This window comes from Microvirga pudoricolor (genome assembly GCF_016892705.1).
GTDB lineage: Bacteria > Pseudomonadota > Alphaproteobacteria > Rhizobiales > Beijerinckiaceae > Microvirga > Microvirga pudoricolor.
The window spans coordinates 546,155-566,718 of the sequence record NZ_JAFEMB010000001.1 but is presented as its reverse complement, the minus strand read 5'-3'; the positions used below and the strand labels follow the sequence as shown (position 1 = coordinate 566,718).

The window sequence follows — 20,564 nt, the reverse complement described above, 5'->3', positions numbered from 1 at the left end:
AGCCGACGCCCTCGGCCCGACCCCATGACAGGAATTGCCCATGTTGCTGAGTTGCGGTGACGCCCTGATCGACTTCATGCCGGCCAAGGCGGAGGATGGGCGCGACGCCTATGTGCCGGCGGTAGGCGGCTCGTGCCTGAACGTCGCTGTCGCCATGGCGCGGCTCGGCGCGCCCACCGGCCTGATCGGCGGCATCTCCACGGACATGTTCGGAGCGATGATCGCCGAGCATGCCGGGTCCTCGGGCGTGAGCCTGCGCTACGTCCAGCGCTCGCCCGCCGAGACGACCCTGGCTTTCGTCCGGTTCGTCGGCGGTGAGCCGACCTATGCGTTTTACGATGAAACGACCGCCACGCGGCTCTGGACCTACCGGCCCGGCACGATCCCTTTCGGAGAGATCGACGCCATCCATGTCGGGTCGACATCGCTGATCAATGATCCGGTCTCGGCCGAAACCCTCGCGATGGTGGAGGATGCGCGAGCCCAGACGACGATCTCGTTCGATCCCAATTGCCGGCCCAATCTCGTGCGGGACAAGGCCGATTACCGCCGGCGCATCGACGCGTTCGTGGCCGCGGCCGACATCGTGCGCATGTCGGATGTCGACTTCGATTTTCTCTACGGCGGCGAGAATTACACGGACTTCGCGGAGGCGGCCCTTGCCGGCGGCGCATCCCTGGTCGTGGTGACCCGAGGACCCAAGGGCGTGCAGGCATGGTGCGAGAGCGGCATGGTCGAGGTCGTGCCTCCCCCGGTGACCGTGGCGGACACGATCGGCGCCGGCGACACGTTCCAGGGCGGTCTGCTCGTGGCGTTGCGGGAGGCCGGATCGATCCGGCGCGAGGCCCTTGGGCGGCTGTCGCGAGCCGATCTCCGGGAAGCCCTCGTCTTCGGGACGCTTTGTGCCGGAGTGACCTGTTCGCGGCCCGGCGCGGATCCACCCTACAGGTCGGAGTTGCCCCGGGGCTGAAGCGTGCGTTCAGGTTTCCCGTGCCGGCTCGACCTGGCCGAGGCCCTCCAGGGAGACCCAGCCGACATCCGGCTTCGGGCAGGGCACCAGGTAGGCCCGGCCGCTTTCGATCTTCTCGACGCGGCAGGCGATGGCGCGGTTGTCGCTCGGAGGGCGGTAGACCACGACGGACCCGACCGCAATCATCTCGCCGGGCTCGGAGACGATGCCATGGTCCGAGCCCTCGTCGGACGGGCCTTGCTCGCTGGCGATCTTCCGATTGGCCTCAAGGCGCTCCAAGGCCGCGATGGCGACCCGGGCCCGGTCGCGATACCGTTCGCCCACAAGCCGCAGGATCCCGCCCCGTTCGCGTCCCGGATACCAAGAGGTGCCACCGATCTTTGCGAGTTCCGCAGCGACGGCTTCCACCTGTTCCTCAGTCACTTCGATGCCTCATGATGATATTACGCAACGCAAGCCAGGCAGCATGAAGGCTCAATGAATACCGTAGAATTGTATCACTGGCAGACCTGTCGGCGGCGCCAACCCTACAGCAACTTTCGGCTGCCCGATAGGGTCCGGCTCGTCTGTTGCAGGTTTCGAGAAGAGTTGGGAAGCTGGACTTTCGTTCAGGCATTGCCCCTGAGCTTCCAGGCGGGTCCCGAGATCTATTTGGCTTTCTTTTGCCGATCGATGCCGCGCGGCACCGGGATCAGGTCTTGCTGGTCCACGGATACGGCCATCTCACGGATTTCGTCGATCGCTGCGATTGCGGCCCGCGCTTCGCTTCGGAACTTGGCCTTCAGCCGCTCCGGCTCCCGGTGCCACCCGCGGGAGCCTTCGGTAACGTTGTAGAAGGCAAGCGCGACGGCTTCGATTTCCCGGTCGTCCATGAACTGTCCCCCTTGTCAGCTTCGCTCGCCTCTTATCCCAACCTAATCGTCCCGACGTCCGAAGGTGACTACCCGCACAAGCCTGATCTACCGGCTGTTCCTTCGACTTCCCAGTCCGCAGATCGACCCCAGGGTCGCCTGATCTCGCTTTAGGTTAGTATTCACAGGGCGAATATTTTTCCAAGAAACCCCTGATTGCTGACGCAACCGGATGTCCATTTCTGCACGAAGTCTCGACTAGCTGGCCGTCGGGTTCCGTTTGATCAGCTCCTGGACCAGACGCGCCTCGATGGCTTTCGGCATTTCAAGGCCGACGACGCGCCACGTCGTGCCGTTCAACCGGAATTGCAGCCGGAAGCGATCATCCGCGTGCCGGCCCGGCGGCACCGCGAAGGAGACGGCTCGAAAACCGCGGGTCTCGGCGTTGGCGAACACGTCCCAGGCTTGGTCGAGCGATTGCAGCGACATGACGCCGAGGCCCCCTTCCGGAGCCGGGATCGCGCGATCCTGCCTCGCGCCGCCGTCATCCTGCAGGAGCGCCATCAGCGCCTCCGGCGTCACGTATTCCTCGACCAGGGGGTCGGCGAAGCTCGTGGCGGCGCCGACCACGAACCGCCCGGCGGTGCCCTTCAACTCGTCCGCGCGCCCGGTCGCGTTCAGGTAGGCCGTGACGAGCTGTTTCGTGATGGAGATGCGCACGGCGCCGAAATTGACGCGCTCGGCGATGGCAGCCTCGTCACGGGCCTGCACCGCCTTCGCAAAGCTGTAGAGCGCCACGTAGGGCGACACGGCGAAGATCGCCCACACGAGGGCGAGCATGATGAGGGAGCGGGTGAACCAACGCATCCCCGGGGGTTAGGGGACAAATTCGACCCTTTGAAGGCTGCCCGGCCGCCTCGTCCCCTAGGAGACTGACAGGAAGCCGACGGGCGGTCCCTGCCGGTCGTCGAAGATCCCGGCCGTGAGAGGGCCACCGAAAACAGCGCCGGTATCGAGATTGGTGCGGAACGGCCGATTGTCGGGCCGAAAATCGGCCGAGGGCGTGTGCCCGTGCGCCACATGCTTCCCGAAATCGTAGTCCCGATCCAGGAAGGCCTCTCGGATCCACAGCATGTCGGTCCGCGATTGCTTGTCGATGCGCCGTCCCGGACGGAAGCCCGCATGAACGAAGTAATGCCTGTTGTCCTGGAAGGCCGCCGGCAGGGTCGCGAGCCATTCCGTCACGGCGGTCGGAACCGCCTGCGGCGAGGAAACGCCATAGGATGCGAGGGTCGCGTCTCCGCCGTTCATGATCCAAAGGGTGGCGGCCCGAAGGTCTGACATCGCCTCCAGGAGCATCGCCTCGTGATTGCCCATCAGGCACACGACTTCTCCTGGGCGGGACGACTGGAGCGTCATCAGCGTCCCGAGGACGCCGGCGCTGTCGGGGCCGCGGTCGATGTAGTCGCCGAGGCAGATAACGCGATGGTTCCGGCCGTCCGCATGGGCCGCGATGTCGGACAAAAGCCGGACCAGGAGGTCGTGCCGGCCATGGATGTCCCCGATCGCGTAGGTCAGGCCGTTCACGGGCCTAGCCGTCGTTCGAGGAGTTGAGCTGTTCGGGCCTCATTCCCTCCTCGACCGGCTTGTCCTGGTGGTGTTCGTGCAGCATGCGGGCGAGGCCCTTGAGGAAATCGACCGAGTCCTGGGGCCGCTCCTCCTTCTCGGCCCGGGCGACGATGCTCTGCACGATGCCGGCGATCTCGTCCAGCTTCGCCACCCGCCCGGCCGCCAGCACGTGAAAGAAGGTCGTGAAGGCCACCATGATCGCCTGGTTGTGGTCCTCCAGGCGCTGGCAGCGCTGCTTGAGGGTCTGCACGTCCTTTTCCTGATCCGACACGATCTCGATGAGGGCGAGCATCTGTTCGGCCAGGGTTTCGATGGAAGCGGTCATGTCGTCGGAAGCCCTTGGCCTTGGGGTGGGATTTGCGGGGGCGGATCGGTGCATGGCACGGACCTCATCATGGTGTCGTTCAAGGTTTATCCTGACATCATGTCCTAACGGCAAAACCTTAACCATATTTTGCGGGCAGCGACAGGATGGACGCGGCACATCTCAGTCAAACGAAGATCCGGTGACGTTGTTGCGCGAGGCGGGAGGTGGCCTGTGGAAGAATGGACCGTCCCCGCTTGGCCTCAACGGGTTCGCGATGCCTGGCCGCGTCTGCCGCGGATGCCGATCTCCCCTCGTTAGATCTTGGAGTGAGAGCGGAGACAGGTTGCCCGCGAGGCGACCCTCGGTCAGGCCGCATCGACGCTTTGATCCAGGGCGTGAGGGTCCTCGTCCGACAAAGCTCGGCGGCGGGCGCGCTGGCCTGCTTCCTGCGAACACTTCTCCACATGGGCCGACCGGTTGATCACCTGCAGGTTGGGCGTACCCCAGTAGCCCAGCAATTCGGGCCACGGCCTATCCCGGCGATCCGCCCAGACGCTGAACAGAGGCGTCCTATGGTCGACTTCGGACGTTTTGAGCAGCCTTTTCCCGGTGGTGCGGCAGCGATGCTCCTGGCGGCGCTTCAGGATCTTGAGATGCTCCGTCGGTGCGGTCCACAACTGCCAAGCCACGACGCAGCAGGCGTGCCACGTGGCATTTCGGTTCGGCTTGCCGTCCTGCCAGAGGTCGCAATGCCATCCCAGGCGGTAGACCGGCTGTCCGCAGATGCAGCAATGGCCGGGGCCCTTGACGTAGGGCGCCTCGCGAAAGGGGGTCGGCGGCATGCGGAACGAGAGGGCCAGGCCCGAAGCCTTGTCGGTGCCGAGGCGCCAAGCCCAACCGTCTGGCGACCCGCTTTCGGCCGCGAGGGCGCGGGCGAGCCGGTCGGCCCTCAGGGGGTGGTGACGCCAATAGGATTCGACGGCGCGGCGCTGGGTCGGCGGCACGAAGGGCTGCCTCAGCGCGTGAGCGAGAACCGCCTTGGGAAAGAGATCCGTGAGGCAGCGCTCAAGGCGTGCCCTGGCTTTCTTGTTCCTTTCCGCGCGCCACTCCGACATCCGCACCTCTCCCGCCGCGCCGGCGCGAGGCCGGGTCCAACGATGTAGCGAGGCGCGCTTAACGGATCGTTCGCGCGGGCCGCTCCCGTCAGGACAGGCCCTGGACAATGCTCCAGGCGCAGAGCCCGAGGCCTACGATCAGGGCGATCCAGCGGCAGGCCTGGGCCAGCGCATCATTGGCGGGAGAGGAGTGGAGGTCGGTATCGGGGCTGTGCTTGTACATGACGCGACCTTGAAGCCGTCGGCGCCCGGAGCGCACTTCATTTGCTAAGAAGGCCGTTCGGCTCCCCGGATCATGCGGATCATGGCGATTCTTATCCGTTGTGAGGGCGGACCTCACCGGAAGGGGTATAGGATGGAGACCGGCGACGCGGATCGCGCTTCGAAAGGCCCGCCATGGCAGCTTCGATCAGCTCTCTCCCGTCCATGACGGACGGCCCGTTCCTGACCGATGGTGGGCTGGAAACCACCTTGGTCTTCCACGACGGGATCGACCTGCCGTGCTTCGCGGCCTTTCCGCTGCTCCGGGACGAGAAGGGGCGGGGGCGGATCGAGCGATACTACGAGCCCTATATCCGGATGGCGCTGGCTCGCCGCATCGGCTTCCTGCTGGATACGCCCACCTGGCGCGCCAACCGCGACTGGGGCGCCCGGCTCGGCTACTCGCCCGAGGATCTCGAGGTCGTCAACCGGGAGGTGGTGCGCTGGGCGCGGTCCATGAGCGAGCTTTATGCCACGCCGGACACGCCCATCGTCGTCAACGGCGTGATCGGCCCCCGGGGAGACGGATATCGGCCCGGGAGCCTGATGAGCCCGGATCAAGCCCAGGACTACCATGCCGCGCAGGTGAGCGCCTTCCGTGACGCGGGTGCCGACATGGCGAGCGCCATGACGATCAACTACGCCGAGGAAGCCATCGGGATCGTGCGGGCCGCCGGGTCCGCCGGTTTGCCGATCGCTGTCTCGTTCACGGTCGAGACCGACGGCAGCCTCGCGACGGGCGACAGCCTCGCGGACGCCATCCGGCGGGTTGACGACGCGACGCATGGGGGGCCGGCCTACTACATGATCAACTGCGCCCATCCGGATCATTTCGAGGACGCTCTCGGCACGGATGGGAGCTGGATCCGGCGCGTCGGCGGCATCAGGGCCAATGCTTCGACCAAATCCCATGCGGAACTGGACGAGTCCCTGGAGCTGGACATCGGGGACCCGGCGGATCTCGGACGGCGCTATCGGGCTTTGCGCGACCGGATGGGGCACCTGCGGGTGCTCGGCGGCTGCTGTGGGACGGACCATCGCCACATCGCCGCCATCTGCGAGGCCTGCCTGCCCTGAGGCACGCGAGGTGGCCCTGCGACGGGACACGCCTATTTCCAGCTTCGGGCGTCATCGTTTAAGAGACGAGCCGTCATTCTCAGGTATGGGTGTTGTCGATGTTCTCAGGTCTCAAAGGTTTGTTCTCCCGCCTGTCGGGAAACGGTGAAAGCGGGGGGCAGGACGAGGCGCCCGGCGAGGCCACGGAATACAAGGGCTTCCGCATCCGCCCGGCGCCGTACCCGTCGCGAGGTCAGTTCCAGACCGCCGGCGTGATCGAGAAGGACTTCCCGACCGGGGTCAAGGAGCACCGCTTCGTGCGGGCCGAGACCCATGCCAGCAAGGACGATGCCGTCTCCTTCGCGCTCGCGAAAGGCCGCCAGATCATCGACGAGCAGGGTGACCGCATCTTCGACTGACGCCTTACTGAAAACCCTGCCCCGCAGCGCGGCCGTACCGGACCTGGATCGTTCTCCGGGGACGTCGCCGGGCTGCGCCCGCCGAGCCGGCAGTTGGCCCCAAGGCGCCTATCCCCGCACTTGCACGCGCGCGGCCTGGGCCGGGAACGCGCCGTTCATAAGCCGGCCTCGATCACCAGAAGACATCGCCATCTTATTGAACTTAAGTCTAGTGGCTTGAGGCGCCGATGCGCGCCCCGGTTTCTTGACACGTCCAGGCATCTTTTTATGCTTACTAGTATACTAGTGGACAACGATGCCTCAAGCGATCGACCCGACCCGGCCCGTGGCCGACCAGCTCTACCGAATGCTGCGTGAGGAGATTCTCACGGCGCAGCTGCTGCCCGGCGTCGCGATCTCGGAGGTGAGGCTGGCCGAACGGGTGGGCGCGAGCCGAACCCCCGTTCGGGAGGTGTTCCGCCGCTTGGCCGACGAGGGGCTTCTCAACGTGGTTCCCCAGGTGGGCACCTTCGTGGCGCCCATCGACCTCGATGCGGTCTATGACAGCCAGTTCATCCGCGAGACCCTCGAATGCCGCACCGTCGCGCTGGCCACCGAGCGCGCGACGGAAGCGCAGCGCCGGGCCCTGAAAGACTTGCTTCAGCGGCAGCAGAAGGCGATCCGCAACGAAGACCGACAGGTTTTCTTTGATCTGGACGATGCCTTCCATACCTCGCTCGCCACCCTGGCCGGCCATGCCTCGGTCTGGACCCTGATCCAGGGCGTGAAGACGCAGCTCGACCGGGTGCGCCGACTGTCCCTGGAGAGCGAGGATTGGCTGCGCATGATCTTCGGCCAGCACGAACTCATTCTGGAACGCGTCTGCGCCGCCGACCCGACCGGCGCCGAGGCAGCCATGCGCGATCACCTGCAAAGCGTCTTCGGCGCGATCGAGAGCATCACCCGCTCGCGCCCCAACGTGTTCAAGAACCCGCCAGCCCGGCAAAGCGCCTGAGGCGGGCGACCTATTCAAAAAGGGAGACAAGGAAATGACCATGATCAAGACACTCGCGTTCGCAGCCGCGGCCGCCGTTCTGATGTCCGGCGCCGTGCAGGCCCAGGAGCCGCCGGCGGCCGGCGCAAGCCCGCGCATCGACGCCATCCGCAAGGCCGGCGAGCTGCGCGTGGGCGTTCTCGCCAACATCCCCTGGCTCGTCGAGAACACCAGCGGCACGGGCGAGGCCTGGGACGGTCCCGTGTGGACGCTCGCGAAGGAGTACGCGAAGCTCCTGAACGTGAAGCTCACGCCGGTTCTCGTGAGCCACGAGACGAAGGTGCCGGTGCTCGCCGCCAATCAGGTCGACATGACGATCTCGCCCCTCGCCGAGACGCCGGAGCGCCTGAAGGTCGTGGACTTCGTGCTCTATTCGAACACCAGCGTGTGCATGTTCGGCCTCGCCAACAACCCGAAATTCGCGGGCGCCAAGACCGTCGACGCGCTCAACAGCCCGGACGTGACTATCGCGTATTTCACGGGCGGCGCGGAAGAAGCCTGGGTCAAGTCGCGCTTCCCGAACGCGAAGCTGCGCGGCGTGGCGGGGTCGGGCGCGGCTCCGGTCGAGGAGATCATGGCCAAGCGCGCGGACGCCACGCCGATCAACCGCGTTCCGCTGGTCGGCCTGCAGAAGAAGGTCAAGGGCCTCGCGGTCCTGCCGCAGGAGAACAACTGCCAGGACAGCACCGAAAAGGCGAGCCCGGTGGGCTTGGCCATCGATAAGAACCAGGACTCCTACGCCACGTGGCTGCGCGCGGTCGCCAAGCGCATGGAAACCCAGCTCAAGGCCGACGAGCAGCGCGTCGTCAACGCTCTCTAATAAATCTCCCCTCAGCGGCGGTGGGTTCTAACCCGCCGCCGTCGTGCATGAGCGTATGATGGAATTCGATTTCTCTCCGATTACAGACAATTGGCGCTTCCTGCTCCGTGGCCTGGAGCTGACGGTCGTGCTGTCGCTCGCCACCATGGCGCTGGCGACACTCCTCGGCCTCGCGGTCGGCTTGGGGCGTCTCTACGGCCCCAAATGGCTGCGGGTCGTCCTCGGCTTCTACGTGGATTCCATGCGGGCCATCCCGGTCCTCGTGGTCTTGGTCTGGACCTTCTTCGCCTTTCCGATTCTGACGGGCGTCACACTGCCGCCGTTCTGGGCGGCGCTGGCGGCGCTCACGATCCACATCGCGGCCTTCGTGTCCGAGATCGTGCGCGCGGGCGTCACCTCGGTTCGGCCTGGCCAGACCCGCGCGGCGCTCGCGCTCGGGATGTCCGGCGCGCAGCTCGTGCGCAAGATCATCCTGCCGCAGGCCATCGTGCGCATTCTCCCGGCCTACGGGTCGATCCTGTCCGTCACCATCAAGGACACGGCCATCGCCACCGTCATCGCGGTGCCGGAGCTGATGCGCCAGACCGAGACGCTGGCGGCCCAGACCTTCCGGCCCATCGAGGTCTACACGACCACGATGATCATCTTCTTCCTCATCCTGTTTCCGGTCACGCGTGGCGTCGATGCGATCTACCGCCGGGTTGCTCATCTGGGGCAGTCATGAATCTCGATTGGGGTATAATCTGGCAGTACCGCTGGGATCTCGCGCACGGCGTCGGCATCACCGTCGCGCTCACGGTGCTGACCATGCTGATCGCCGTTCCGGGCGGCATCGCGATCATGATGCTGCGCCAGTCGCGCTATCGCGTCCTGCGCGGCCTCGGGACGGCCTATGTTGAGTTCTTCCGCAACGTGCCGCTGATCCTGCTGGTGTATTGGGCGTTCTACGTGCTGCCCATTCTCACCGACATCCAGTTCTCGGCCTTCACCACAGGACTTGTCGCCCTGTCCCTCAATGTCTCGGCCTATAACGCCGAAACCATCCGGGCCGGCATCGCGTCGATCCGCAAGGGGCAGCTGGAAGCGGCGCTCGCTATGGGCATGAGCCACAGCCAGGCCATGCGCAAGGTTCTCATCCCCCAGGCGCTCCGGCGCATCCTGCCGGTTCTGGCCAGCACCTGGGTGTCTCTGTTCAAGGATACGTCCCTCGTATCCGTCATCGCGGTGGGCGATTTGGCCCATACGGCGCTCCAGATCCGGTCGCAGACCTTCCGGGTCCTGGAGATGCTCACCGCCATGGCGGCCATCTACTGGGCTCTGGGCTACCCGCAGGCCAAGCTGGTCGACTGGATCCACCGCAAATATGGGGTTACCGAGTGAGCGCGTCCCTCAAGCCGACTGCTCCCGCCGAGCGCGCCGGGCAGCAACCCACCATCGCCTATGACGGCGTCGTCAAGCGCTTCGGGAGCCTCACGGTTCTCAACGGCGTCTCGGCGGAGGTCTACAAGGGCGAGGTCGTATGCCTCATCGGCCCCTCGGGCTCGGGCAAGTCGACGCTCCTGCGCTGCACCAACGGCCTCGAGACCGTCGATGGCGGCCGGGTCCTGTTCGACGGCGGGGTCGTGCCGTCCGACCAGGAGCTGATCCGCCGCGTCCGGCAGCGCATGGGTATGGTGTTCCAGAACTTCGAGCTGTTTCCGCACATGACGGCGCTCGACAACATCACGGTCGGGCCGACCACGATCCTGGGCGAGAAGGCTGCGTCCGCCCGCGAGCGCGGTCTCGCGCTCCTCGACAAGGTGGGCCTGCGCCAGAAGGCCGATGCCTTCCCGAGCGCTCTGTCCGGCGGCCAGCAGCAGCGCGTCGCCATTGCGCGGGCGCTCGCCATGAACCCGGAGGTGATGCTCTTCGACGAGCCGACCTCGGCACTGGATCCCGAGACCATTGGCGAGGTGCTCAACGTCATGAAGCGGCTCGCCGACGAAGGCATGACCATGCTGGTGGTCACCCACGAGATGACCTTCGCGCGCCGGGTCGCGGACCGGGTTCTGGTCTTCGATCACGGCCGGATCGTCGAAGCGGGTCCGCCGGAGCAGATCTTCGAGAACCCCCAGCAGGAACGCACCCGCGACTTCCTGGGCCATCTGGGCTGGAACGGTTGAAGAAACGCGCTCCCGTCTGGTCAAAGGCGCGACGGGTCATCAAAAGAAGCTGCATCGAGCCCACGGGGCGCAGGGAGTGAACGATGGAACAGACATGGCGTTGGTGGGGTCCCAAGGACATCATCAGCCTGGCGCATGTGCGCCAGACCGGAGCGACGGGGATCGTCACGGCCCTGCATGACATCCCGGCCGGCGAGGTCTGGACGAAAGAGGCCATCATGGAGCGCAAGCGCTTCATCGAGGATGCGCCCGACCTCGGCCTGCGCTGGAGCGTGGTGGAGAGCCTTCCCGTGGCCGAGCCGATCAAGATCGGCGAGGGCGATCTCACGGAGCTCTTCGACAATTACCGGGAATCCCTGCGCAATCTCGGGGCCTGCGGGGTCGACACGGTCTGCTACAACTTCATGCCGGTGCTCGATTGGGCCCGCACGGACCTGGCCGCCCCGGTTGCCGGAGGCGGGCGGGGCCTGCGCTTCAACCAGCACGAATTCGCGGCCTTCGACTGCTACATCCTGCGCCGGAGCGGCGCGGAGGCGGATTATTCCGAGGATGTTCTGCGCCGCGCCAAGGTCTGGTTCCAGTCCTCCGACGAGGAGGTTCGCGCCAAGCTCCTGTCGAACATCATGGCGGGCCTGCCGGGCGCCTTCGATCGCTATGACGTCGAGGGCCTCAAGGTCATCCTTGGCCGGTTCAAGAACGTCTCGACCGAGCGCCTGCGGGAGAACCTGAAGCGTTTCCTGGACGAGGTCGTGCCCACCGCCGAGGAGGCGGGCGTGCGCATGGCGATCCATCCGGACGATCCGCCATGGGGGCTGCTCGGCCTGCCGCGCATCGTGGGCAACGAGGACGATCTCGCCTTCATCGTGGGCGCGCACGATTCGCTCTCCAACGGCCTGACCTTCTGCACGGGTTCGCTCGGAGCGAACCCGAAGAACGACCTGCCGGCCATGGCGGCGCGTTTCGCGGGTCGTGTCAACTTCGTCCACCTGCGCAACGTCACGAAGGACCCGGACGGCTCCTTCGCGGAGGCCGAGCACCTAGGCGGCGACGTGGACATGGTGGGCGTCGTGTCGGCGCTCCTCCAGGAGCAGAAGCGCCGCAAGGATGCGGGCGACCCCCGCTGGCGGCTGCCGTTCCGGCCCGACCACGGGCACGAGCTTCTCGACGATATCGGCAAGCCGACCCATCCGGGCTACCCGGCCATCGGCCGCCTGCGCGGCCTCGCCGAGATCCGAGGCGTCATGACGGCGGTTTCTCAGCTCCAGGGCCTGCCGGTCTGACGGCACCATAAGAAAACGGGGATGGCGGTACATCCGCGCCATCCCCGCTGGTCAGGTTCTGCTTTCCGGCTGCCCCGAGCCGGTTGACGTGACTCTGCCAGTCCTATGGTTAACGATCCGTTAAGGTCCTGCGCCCGTCAGGAGCGAGCATCTGGAATGCTCGCCGCCGGACCGGGAGCGCCTTCCGATTTGGCGCGGTCCCAGGGCCAACGGCCCTCGATCTCGATCTCGAGGGAGAAGCTCAGGAAGGTCCGGATCAGGACGATGCCGCCCAGGACCGCGATGCTCTCGAGGCTGGGCTCGATGGCGACCGTGTTGATGATGTCGGCCGCGACTAAGAATTCGAGCCCCAGCAGGATCGCCCGGCCGAGGCTCGACCGGTACTGTATGAAGGCATCTGTTCGCGAGCCGCCGAAGAACTGGCCCAGATACGTGACCGTGGCCGCGACGGCCCCGATGGCGATGATGCCGATGCCGCCGAACTCGATGGCCTTGGTGATCCATCGCAAAACCAGGCCGAACCCCTCATCCATGGAAAAGCCCCCGTCCCCAGCCCAGAGTCTTAGGGGAGCGGCGGCCGGCGGCCAGCCCCATGGGCTGGACGTGCCGGTAAAATCAGCACCTTCTTCGCTGGACCCCGCGCCGGGATTTGCCTATCTGGGCGGCGTAAACCCCTTCCGTGAAGGAAGCGGCGTGGCCTGGTAGGTGATCATGGTGGATGCGACCGCGCTGGCGGATTTTGCCGAAAACGTCCTGGTGGACGTCAATCTCCCTGAACTGCCGAACCATTACCGGGGCAAGGTCCGGGACAATTACGACCTGCCCGACGGGCGGCGGGTCATCGTGGCGTCGGACCGGCTGAGCGCCTTCGATATCATCCTGGCGGCGATTCCCCTCAAAGGCCAGGTGCTGACCCAGACGGCCCGCTTCTGGTTCGAGGCCACCCGGGACCTCTGCCCGAACCATGTCCTCGAATATCCCGATCCCAACGTGGTGGTGTGCCGGAAGCTGGACATCCTTCCGGTCGAGATCGTGGTGCGGGACTACCTCGCCGGTACGACCGGCACCTCGATCCTGTCCCTCTACCGCAGCGGTCAGCGCGACATGTACGGGGTGCGTCTGCCGGAGGGCTTGAGGCCGAACGAGAAGCTGCCGGACACCATCATCACGCCGACGTCCAAGGCCTTCCACGGCGGCCACGACGAACCCCTGACGCCCGCCGACATCGTCTCCGGCAACCTGCTGACGGAAGCGCAGTGGCGAACGGTCTCCGACTACGCCCTCGCGCTCTTTGCGCGGGGCCGCGAGATGGCGCGGGAGAGGGGGCTGATCCTCGTCGACACCAAGTACGAGTTCGGTGTGGACGCGCGGGGCGAGATCGTCCTGGCCGACGAGATCCACACGCCGGACAGCAGCCGCTACTGGTTCCTGGAAAGCTACCGGGATCGGTTCGAGACGGGCGAAAAGCCGGAGAGCTTCGACAAGGACTTCGTGCGCAATTGGGTGGCGAGCCGCTGCGATCCGTATAAGGAGCCCGTGCCGGAGATCCCCCGCGACGTGATCCTAGAGACGGCGGCGGTCTATATCCGGGCCTACGAGACGATCACGGGTCAGAGCTTCGCCCTGCCGGACGCGTCGACGCCGGTGATGGACCGCATCCACGCCAATCTGGCCTCCTATTTCTGACATCCGCAGCAGGCTCCTCCCATGGTCTTCACCGCAAAAATTCTCCTCCTCGGATCGGGCGAACTCGGCAAGGAATTCGTGATCTCGGCCAAGCGCTATGGCTGCTACGTCATCGCCTGCGATGCCTATGCGAACGCGCCCGCCATGCAGGTGGCGGATGAGGCCGAGGTGTTTTCCATGCTGGACGATGGCGCGCTGCGCGCCGCCATCGAGAAGCACAAACCCGACTACATCGTGCCGGAGGTGGAGGCGATCCGCACCGAAGTGCTTCAAGAGATGGAGCAGAAGGGCTTTTCCGTGGTTCCTTCGGCACGTGCCACCTACATGACCATGAACCGCGACCGCATTCGCGAGGTCGCGGCGTCCGAGCTGGGCTTGCGCACGTCGAAATACCGCTATGCCGAGAGCCTGGACGAGGTGCTGGCGGGCGCGGAGCACACGGGCTTCCCGTGTGTGATCAAGCCCGTCATGTCGTCCTCGGGCAAAGGGCAGAGCAACGCCCACTCGGTGGACGATCTGGAGAAGTGCTGGACCTACGCGGTCGAGAACATGCGGGGCGACCGCAAGAAGGTGATCGTCGAGGAGTTCATCCGTTTCGATTACGAGATCACGCTGCTCACCGTGAGGACCCGCGAGGGCGTGCGGTTCTGCGAGCCCATCGGACACCGGCAGGAGCGGGGCGATTACCAGGAATCCTGGCAGCCCGTTCCAATGCAGTCGCATCTCCTCGACGAGGCCAAGCGCATGGCCGAGAAGGTGGTGGACAATCTCGGCGGGTACGGCCTGTTCGGGGTCGAGTTCTTCGTCACGAAGGATGCGGTGATCTTCTCCGAACTCTCGCCGCGTCCGCACGACACCGGCATGGTGACCCTGATCTCGCAGAACCTGTCGGAATTCGATCTTCACGCCCGCGCGATCCTGGGGCTTCCCATCGATCGCGTTCACCTGCACGGCAATGCGGCCTCGGCCGTTATCCTGGCTGACCAGGAGGCTTCGGACTTCACCATCGGCGGCTTGGCGGCGGCTTTGCGGCAGGGAGGCGAGGGCGTCGATGTGGACGTGCGGATCTTCGGGAAGCCGACGACGCGGCCCTATCGCCGCATGGGCGTCGCCCTGGCGCTCGGGGGGCGCACGACGGACGAGGCACGCGCCCGCGCACGATCCGCAGCCGAACAGGTGACAATTCAATATTAGCTAAGTCATGACTGCCGGAATGCGGGGAGCATCATAGACTTACATACAGGGAATAAGAAGAAAATCTCGCTGGGGACGCCGCCACCCTTTGTTGCTCACGGTCTGGGTGGCTATTTACGAAGTGCATCCGATGATGAGCGCACCGCCTAATGGCAAGCGGTAACCCCCAGCGAGATTTCTACTGAAACAAGACGCTGGAGCTTCTCTAGGTTCCCAAGTTTATCGGAGATATTAGAAGAAAATTTACGATATGTAATTTCGATTCAAAAGGCGTGACGCAGGGTGGCGCTCGCTTCAAGCAGGGGGCCGAGGAAGAGCTTCTCGACTTCGACGGCCGTCAGACGCGCCGCATGGGTGCTGACGTTGAGCGCCACCGTCACGCAGTCGTTGCGCTGGAACAGCGGGACGGCGATCGAGCGCAGCCCCAGCTCGAGTTCCTCGTTGACGACGGCATATCCGCGCTCGCGGATCAGGGTGAGTTCCCGACGGAGGGCGTCGCGGTCCGTGATGGTGTGGGGCGTCAGAGGCGCGAGCCGTGCGCGCTGCAGGTAGGCGTCGAGGGCTGGGGCGGGCTGGTGCGCCAGGATCGCCCGTCCCATGGAGGTGCAATGGGCGGGCAGGCGGCTTCCGACACTCAAGCCGATGGACATGATGCGCCGGGTGGCCGAACGGGCCACGTAGACGATATCGTCCCCCTCCAGCACCGCCGCCGAGCTCGACTCGCCTGTCGCCGCCGAGAGCCGCTCCAGGACGGGCTGCAGGCGCTCCGGTAGGGGAGAGGACGACAGATAGGCATAGCCGAGGCGCAGGACCTTCGGGGTCAGGCTGAAGTAGCGACCGTCGAAAGCCGCGTAGTCGAGCTGTGCCAGGGTGTGGAGATAACGCCGCGCGGCCGCGCGGGTGACGCCGGTGAGTTTTGCGACGTCCGAGAGGGTCAGGCGTGGGCGCGATTCATCGAAGGCTTCGATGACAAGGAGACCCTTCTCCAGGCTTGCCACGAAGTCCCGGCCGTCCGGTGCAACAGCAGGCTTCACGGGCGCTGGTCCGTGGGTCATGATCGTCATAGTTTAGGACTTTGGTAGCCTTGACACATCAGGCCCGAAATTCCTTCATGTTCGATATTAGCGCGATTGTTCGCAATGCGCACATCAACAAAAGTCTCATACCGTCCCAAGGAGGGAACGATGGCAGTCAGGACACTCATGGGGGCCGCGTTCGGGCTGCTGCTCGCCGGAACGGCCTCCGCCGAGACCGTCAAGGTCGGAATCATCGGTCCGTTCTCCGGGCCCTTCGCGCTCCAGGGCAAGAATTTCCAGGCCGGTGTGGAAGCCTACATGGCGGCCAACGGCAAGCAGGCGAAGGGCCATGACGTCGAGATCATCTACAAGGACCTGCCCGCCGCCAACCCGCAGGCCTCCCGCGCCCTGGCGCAGGAGCTGATCGTCAAGGACAAGGTGCAGTATCTTGGGGGCGTCTATTTCACCCCGGACGCGCTCGCGATCACGCCCCTGCTGAAGCAGGCGAACGCGCCGCTCGTGATCTTCAACGCCGCCACCTCGGCGATCATGACCCAGTCGCCGCTGGTGGTGCGCACCTCCTTCACGACCGCGCAGACCACGACCCCGCTGGGCAAGGTCGCGGTGGACCGGGGCATCAAGAAGGTCATCACCACGGTCAGCGACTATGGCCCAGGCGTCGACGCCGAGAACGCCTTCAAGAAGGCCTTCGAAGCAGCCGGCGGCCAGGTGGTCGAGTCGATCCGCATGCCGCTCAACACCACGGATTTCAGCCCCATCATGCAGCGCGTGAAGGATTCCGGCGCCGAGGCGGTGTTCAGCTTCCTGCCGTCGGGCCCGACGACCCTGGGCTATGTGAAGGCCTACAACGACACAGGTCTCAAGCAGGCGGGCATCAAGTTCCTGGCGCCGGGCGACCTGACGCAGGAATCCGACCTTCCGGCCCTGGGCGACGGCGCGCTCGGGCTGCTGACGAGTTTCCATTATGCGGTCTCGCACGACTCGCCCGAGAACAAGAAGTTCGTCGAAGGCGCCACCAAGGCCATCGGTGGCGCGGACCAGCTCTCCTTTCCGTCGGTGGGCGCCTATGACGGCATGCACGTGATCTACAAGATGATCGAGGCCACCGATGGCAAACAGGACGCCGAGAAGGCCGTGAACGCCGTCAAGGGATTATCCTGGACGAGCCCGCGCGGCCCGGTCAGCATCGATCCCGAGACCCGGCATGTGACGCAGAACATCTACTTGCGCGAGGTGGCCAAGGGTCAGGACGGCAAGACCTACAACAAGGAAATCCAGACCTTCCCGAACCAGAAGGATCCGGGTCTGGCGCCCGCGGGCCAGTAGCGACGGGCGGCCTGGCACAGGGGCAAGCGCGGCACCACCCGGTGCCGCTGCGCCGTTTGGACAACCGAAATGCAGACCATCATCAGCATCGCCGTCGACGCCTTGACCTACGGGATGGCCCTTTTCGTCATCTGCATCGGCTTGTCCCTGACCATGGGGCTGATGCGCCTCGTGAACCTCGCGCACGGGGCCTTCGCGATGATCGGGGGCTACATCGCGTCCTACGCGGCGCGCGATCTCGGTCTGTGGTACGGGTTCGCGGTGCTGCTCGCGATCCTCGGCACGGTTCTCATCGCGATCCCGCTCGAGCGCTTTCTCTTCCGGCGCATCTACGGCGCGCCGCAGCTGACCCAGGTGCTGATGACGATCGGCATCACGTTCTGCATCATCGGCATCACGAACTACCTCTTCGGCCCGACCCTGAAGACCATTCCCCTCCCGCGAGGCCTCGCCGAGCCGGTGGATATCGGGTTTCGGACCATCGCGGCGCACAGGCTCTTCGTTTTGGTCTGCGGCATCGTGGTGGCGGGCGGCCTGTGGTCCCTGATCGAGAGGACGGCCTTCGGCGTCAAGTTGCGGGCCGCCGTGGACAACGCCGCGATGACGAGCGCGCTCGGCGTGCGCACGGAGGTGGTCTATGCGGTGAGCTTCGCGCTGGCGGTCGGCCTCGGCGCGCTGGGCGGCGTCATCGGGGCCGAGTTCCTGCCCGTCGAGCCCTATTACGCCCTGCGCTACATGGTGACTTTCCTGGTGGTGGTGTCGGTGGGCGGCGCGGGGTCGATCCCCGGCGCGGTGCTCGCCTGCCTGCTGCTGGGCGCGGTCGACACGACGGGCCGCTATCTCATGCCGGATTTCGGCAATTTCTTCTTCTACGCGGCAGTCATCCTCATCGTATGTCTGTTCCCGCGCGGCCTCCTTGGACGGGCCTGATGCAGACACTCGCTCAAACCCAGCCCGTAGCCATGCCGCAGCCGAAGCGGGCGTGGTGGCGCGACATCGTCGGCGTGGCGCTGATCGCCGCTGTCGGCCTCGCCGGGTACTGGCTCTTTCCGGACAACCTCGCCCTCCTCACCCGCGTCATCGCCATGGCGCTGCTGGCGCTGTCCATCGATCTCCTCGTCGGCTATTGCGGCATCGCGACGCTCGGCCAAGCGGCCCTGTTCGGCGCGGGCGCCTATGCGGCGGGCATCGCATGCGTGAACGGGATCACGGAACCCTTCACGCTGGTGCTGATCGGCGCCGTCGCCGGCTCGCTGGCGGGGCTCGTCATGGGCGTCGTGATGCTGCGCGCCTCCCACGGCCTGCCGCAGCTCGTGCTCTCCATCGCCATCGTGCAACTGTTTCATGAGGCCGCCAACAAGGCCTCGGCCTGGACCGGCGGCAGCGACGGGCTCGCGGGTCTCAGCCCCGCCGCGCTCTTCGGGGTCTTCGAATTCGACCTGTGGGGGCGCACCGCCTATTTGTTCGGTTTGGGCCTTTTGCTCACGGTTTTCATCGTCTTGAAATTCGTCGTGCGCTCACCCTTCGGCATGCTCTGCCGGGGCATCAAGGAGGATCCGGTGCGGGTGGGCGCCATGGGGGCCTTCGTATTCCCGGTCCTGCTCAAGATGTTCATGATCTCAGGCTCCGTGGCGGGCATCGGCGGCGCATTGGCGGCTATCTCCACCCAGGTGGTCGGCCTCGACAGCGTGAGCTTCGAGCTCTCGGCCAATGCCCTCGTGATGCTGGTGCTCGGCGGCATCGGAACGCTTTACGGGGCGCTTGTCGGCACGGTCATCTTCATGGGCTTCGAACATGTGGTCTCGTCCATCAACCCGTTCCATTGGATGACGCTCGTGGGCGTCCTGCTGATCGTCATGGTGCTGTTCGCGCCGCGCGGCCTCACCGGCCTCATGGAAACCTATACGGGCCTGAAGCTCGGGAAGCGGGGAGGCCGGGCATGAGCGATCTGTTTCGGGTCGAGGGCCTGTCCAAGCAGTTCGGCGGCCTTGCCGTCAGCCGCGATATCTCACTCTCGTTGCCCGAGGGCGAGCGCCTTGCTCTCATCGGGCCGAACGGCGCGGGCAAAACCACGTTCGTCAACCTGGTGACAGGCCAGCTCAAGCCCAGCGCCGGGCGGGTCTTCCTGAACGGCCAGGACGTCACGGGCCTCGGCGCGGTGCAGCGCGTGCGGCGTGGACTCGTGCGGACGTTCCAGGTCACGCGCCTGTTCTCGGAGATGACGCCGGAGGAGCATGTCACGCTCACGATCCTGCAGCGGGAGGGCCGGGCGAACCGCGTCTTCGCCCGTTTCCGGGGGGATTCCGCCGTCGGAGGGGAGGTGGAGGGGATCCTGGCGACGCTCGGTCTCCTCGACGTCGCCCGCCGTCGGGTCGGCGAGATCGCCTACGGCCAACAGCGCCTCCTGGAAATCGCCATCGCGCTCGCCCTCAAGCCCAAGGTCCTGCTCCTGGACGAGCCCGCCGCCGGCGTTCCGTCCACGGACACGCCGCGCATCGAGCGCGCCCTGGAGCAATTGCCGCCGAGCCTCGCCGTTCTGATGATCGAGCACGACATGGACCTCGTGTTCCGTTTCGCGCGCCGGGTCGTGGTGCTGGCGGCCGGCGAGGTCATTTTCCAGGGGTTGCCCGCCGAGGTGGCGGCGGACGACCGCGTTCGTGAAGCCTATCTCGGGAGCTATGCCCATGCCCGCCGCGTCGCTTGAAGTGCGGGACCTCAGCGCCGGGTACGGGCCGACGCTGATCCTGGAGAATGTCTCGTTTTCCGTTCCCGCCGGAAGCCGCCTGTCGATCCTCGGCCGCAACGGCATGGGCAAGACGACGCTGCTGTCGTCGCTCATGGGCATGAACCGGCGCTATGGCGGCGCGATTCTCGTCGGCGGAACGGACATGTCCGGCCTCAATGCATCGAGCCGGGCGCGGGGCGGCCTGGGGCTCGTGCCCCAGACCCGCGACATCTTCCGCTCGCTTACCGTCGAGGAGAACCTGTTCGTCGGTCTGAAAGGGCGCCCGCGCGAAGCCTTGCAGGAGGCCTACGACATGTTCCCGCGCCTGCAGGAGCGCCGCCGCAATCTCGGCTGGCAGCTCTCGGGCGGCGAGCAGCAGATGCTGTCCACGGCGCGCACGATCCTGGGCCGGCCCTCGGTCCTCCTCCTGGACGAGCCCCTGGAGGGGCTCGCCCCCGTGATCTGCGATGAGCTCATGGCGGCGCTCACGCGGCTGGCCGATAGCGGCGAGATGACGATCCTCTTGGTGGAGCAGAGGCTGGAAAGCGCCTTGGATTTCGCCGAGACGGTCATCGTCATGGAGCGCGGCCGGATCGCTTGGCAGGGCCCCAGCGCCGCGATGCGATCCGATCAATCCCTCGTCGAGCGGTACATCGGCGTCGGCTCGCTTCACTGACCTCACCGGATCGACAC

At 65.7% G+C, this 20,564-nt stretch carries 25 protein-coding genes; 16 read left to right on the top strand and 9 right to left on the bottom strand.

Features of this window, described 5'->3' with window-relative positions:
• Positions 1 to 40: 40 nt before the first annotated feature.
• Complete coding sequence (locus ILT42_RS02725; protein WP_204213777.1) at positions 41 to 970, top strand: carbohydrate kinase family protein; 930 nt, start codon at positions 41 to 43, stop codon at positions 968 to 970.
• A gap of 9 nt (positions 971 to 979) precedes the next feature.
• Here ILT42_RS02725 and ILT42_RS02720 read toward each other — a convergent pair whose 3' ends face one another.
• From ILT42_RS02720 to ILT42_RS23010, 7 genes are all read right to left on the bottom strand, one after another.
• The gene (locus ILT42_RS02720; protein WP_204213776.1) at positions 980 to 1,393 is read right to left on the bottom strand and encodes a hypothetical protein; all 414 of its coding nucleotides are present in this window, start codon (positions 1,391 to 1,393) and stop codon (positions 980 to 982) included.
• 224 nt (positions 1,394 to 1,617) lie between these two features.
• On the bottom strand, positions 1,618 to 1,842 hold the full coding sequence (locus ILT42_RS02715) for a hypothetical protein (RefSeq protein ID WP_204213775.1): 225 nt from the start codon (positions 1,840 to 1,842) through the stop codon (positions 1,618 to 1,620).
• 237 nt (positions 1,843 to 2,079) lie between these two features.
• Complete coding sequence (locus ILT42_RS02710; protein WP_204213774.1) at positions 2,080 to 2,688, bottom strand: DUF2939 domain-containing protein; 609 nt, start codon at positions 2,686 to 2,688, stop codon at positions 2,080 to 2,082.
• A 57-nt stretch (positions 2,689 to 2,745) separates the two neighbouring features.
• Positions 2,746 to 3,408, bottom strand: coding sequence for a metallophosphoesterase family protein (locus tag ILT42_RS02705; RefSeq protein WP_204213773.1), 663 nt, complete (start codon positions 3,406 to 3,408; stop codon positions 2,746 to 2,748).
• Between the two features lie 4 nt (positions 3,409 to 3,412).
• Positions 3,413 to 3,775, bottom strand: a complete 363-nt coding sequence (locus tag ILT42_RS02700; RefSeq protein ID WP_204213772.1) for a hypothetical protein — start codon at positions 3,773 to 3,775, stop codon at positions 3,413 to 3,415.
• Positions 3,776 to 4,122: 347 nt separating this feature from the next.
• Complete coding sequence (locus ILT42_RS02695) at positions 4,123 to 4,872, bottom strand: hypothetical protein (RefSeq protein WP_204213771.1); 750 nt, start codon at positions 4,870 to 4,872, stop codon at positions 4,123 to 4,125.
• Positions 4,873 to 4,960: 88 nt separating this feature from the next.
• Positions 4,961 to 5,095 carry a hypothetical protein gene (locus tag ILT42_RS23010; protein ID WP_267874379.1) on the bottom strand — a complete coding sequence of 45 codons (135 nt, stop codon included), beginning with the start codon at positions 5,093 to 5,095 and terminating at the stop codon, positions 4,961 to 4,963.
• A 173-nt stretch (positions 5,096 to 5,268) separates the two neighbouring features.
• On the opposite strand from ILT42_RS23010, the gene ILT42_RS02690 reads away from it, so the two are divergent.
• The 8 genes from ILT42_RS02690 to uxuA all read left to right on the top strand — a co-directional run bounded on the left by ILT42_RS02690 (position 5,269) and on the right by uxuA (position 11,903).
• A complete protein-coding gene (locus tag ILT42_RS02690; RefSeq protein ID WP_204213770.1) occupies positions 5,269 to 6,210 on the top strand; it encodes a homocysteine S-methyltransferase family protein in 942 nt (313 codons plus the stop codon).
• Between the two features lie 98 nt (positions 6,211 to 6,308).
• Complete coding sequence (locus ILT42_RS02685; RefSeq protein ID WP_204213769.1) at positions 6,309 to 6,608, top strand: HlyU family transcriptional regulator; 300 nt, start codon at positions 6,309 to 6,311, stop codon at positions 6,606 to 6,608.
• A gap of 295 nt (positions 6,609 to 6,903) precedes the next feature.
• Positions 6,904 to 7,602, top strand: a complete 699-nt coding sequence (locus tag ILT42_RS02680) for a GntR family transcriptional regulator (RefSeq protein WP_204213768.1) — start codon at positions 6,904 to 6,906, stop codon at positions 7,600 to 7,602.
• 40 nt (positions 7,603 to 7,642) lie between these two features.
• Positions 7,643 to 8,461 (top strand): substrate-binding periplasmic protein, encoded by an 819-nt coding sequence (locus ILT42_RS02675; RefSeq protein WP_204213767.1) that lies wholly within the window; start codon positions 7,643 to 7,645, stop codon positions 8,459 to 8,461.
• Positions 8,462 to 8,519: 58 nt separating this feature from the next.
• A complete protein-coding gene (locus ILT42_RS02670) occupies positions 8,520 to 9,185 on the top strand; it encodes an amino acid ABC transporter permease (protein ID WP_204213766.1) in 666 nt (221 codons plus the stop codon).
• A complete protein-coding gene (locus ILT42_RS02665) occupies positions 9,182 to 9,841 on the top strand; it encodes an amino acid ABC transporter permease (RefSeq protein ID WP_204213765.1) in 660 nt (219 codons plus the stop codon). The genes ILT42_RS02670 and ILT42_RS02665 overlap by 4 nt, the downstream gene beginning before the upstream one ends.
• Positions 9,838 to 10,623, top strand: a complete 786-nt coding sequence (locus ILT42_RS02660) for an amino acid ABC transporter ATP-binding protein (RefSeq protein ID WP_407664495.1) — start codon at positions 9,838 to 9,840, stop codon at positions 10,621 to 10,623. The genes ILT42_RS02665 and ILT42_RS02660 overlap by 4 nt, the downstream gene beginning before the upstream one ends.
• 83 nt (positions 10,624 to 10,706) lie before the next feature.
• A complete protein-coding gene (uxuA, locus tag ILT42_RS02655; RefSeq protein ID WP_204213764.1) occupies positions 10,707 to 11,903 on the top strand; it encodes a mannonate dehydratase in 1,197 nt (398 codons plus the stop codon).
• 137 nt (positions 11,904 to 12,040) lie between these two features.
• Here uxuA and ILT42_RS02650 read toward each other — a convergent pair whose 3' ends face one another.
• Positions 12,041 to 12,436 (bottom strand): DUF1622 domain-containing protein, encoded by a 396-nt coding sequence (locus ILT42_RS02650; RefSeq protein WP_204213763.1) that lies wholly within the window; start codon positions 12,434 to 12,436, stop codon positions 12,041 to 12,043.
• A gap of 178 nt (positions 12,437 to 12,614) precedes the next feature.
• Between ILT42_RS02650 and ILT42_RS02645 the strand changes: the two genes are divergently transcribed.
• Positions 12,615 to 13,589, top strand: a complete 975-nt coding sequence (locus tag ILT42_RS02645; protein ID WP_204213762.1) for a phosphoribosylaminoimidazolesuccinocarboxamide synthase — start codon at positions 12,615 to 12,617, stop codon at positions 13,587 to 13,589.
• A 21-nt stretch (positions 13,590 to 13,610) separates the two neighbouring features.
• Positions 13,611 to 14,783: a formate-dependent phosphoribosylglycinamide formyltransferase gene (purT, locus tag ILT42_RS02640; protein WP_204213761.1), complete on the top strand. Its 1,173-nt coding sequence runs from the start codon at positions 13,611 to 13,613 to the stop codon at positions 14,781 to 14,783.
• Between the two features lie 263 nt (positions 14,784 to 15,046).
• Here purT and ILT42_RS02635 read toward each other — a convergent pair whose 3' ends face one another.
• A complete protein-coding gene (locus ILT42_RS02635; RefSeq protein ID WP_204213760.1) occupies positions 15,047 to 15,817 on the bottom strand; it encodes an IclR family transcriptional regulator domain-containing protein in 771 nt (256 codons plus the stop codon).
• A 150-nt stretch (positions 15,818 to 15,967) separates the two neighbouring features.
• Here ILT42_RS02635 and ILT42_RS02630 point away from each other — a divergent pair, with 150 nt between their 5' ends.
• The 5 genes from ILT42_RS02630 to ILT42_RS02610 all read left to right on the top strand — a co-directional run bounded on the left by ILT42_RS02630 (position 15,968) and on the right by ILT42_RS02610 (position 20,547).
• Positions 15,968 to 17,146: an ABC transporter substrate-binding protein gene (locus tag ILT42_RS02630; protein ID WP_204213759.1), complete on the top strand. Its 1,179-nt coding sequence runs from the start codon at positions 15,968 to 15,970 to the stop codon at positions 17,144 to 17,146.
• 69 nt (positions 17,147 to 17,215) lie between these two features.
• A complete protein-coding gene (locus tag ILT42_RS02625; RefSeq protein WP_204213758.1) occupies positions 17,216 to 18,076 on the top strand; it encodes a branched-chain amino acid ABC transporter permease in 861 nt (286 codons plus the stop codon).
• A complete protein-coding gene (locus ILT42_RS02620) occupies positions 18,076 to 19,089 on the top strand; it encodes a branched-chain amino acid ABC transporter permease (protein ID WP_204213757.1) in 1,014 nt (337 codons plus the stop codon). The genes ILT42_RS02625 and ILT42_RS02620 overlap by 1 nt, the downstream gene beginning before the upstream one ends.
• A complete protein-coding gene (locus tag ILT42_RS02615) occupies positions 19,086 to 19,850 on the top strand; it encodes an ABC transporter ATP-binding protein (RefSeq protein WP_204213756.1) in 765 nt (254 codons plus the stop codon). The genes ILT42_RS02620 and ILT42_RS02615 overlap by 4 nt, the downstream gene beginning before the upstream one ends.
• On the top strand, positions 19,831 to 20,547 hold the full coding sequence (locus tag ILT42_RS02610; protein ID WP_204213755.1) for an ABC transporter ATP-binding protein: 717 nt from the start codon (positions 19,831 to 19,833) through the stop codon (positions 20,545 to 20,547). The genes ILT42_RS02615 and ILT42_RS02610 overlap by 20 nt, the downstream gene beginning before the upstream one ends.
• The last annotated feature ends 17 nt before the right edge of the window (positions 20,548 to 20,564 follow it).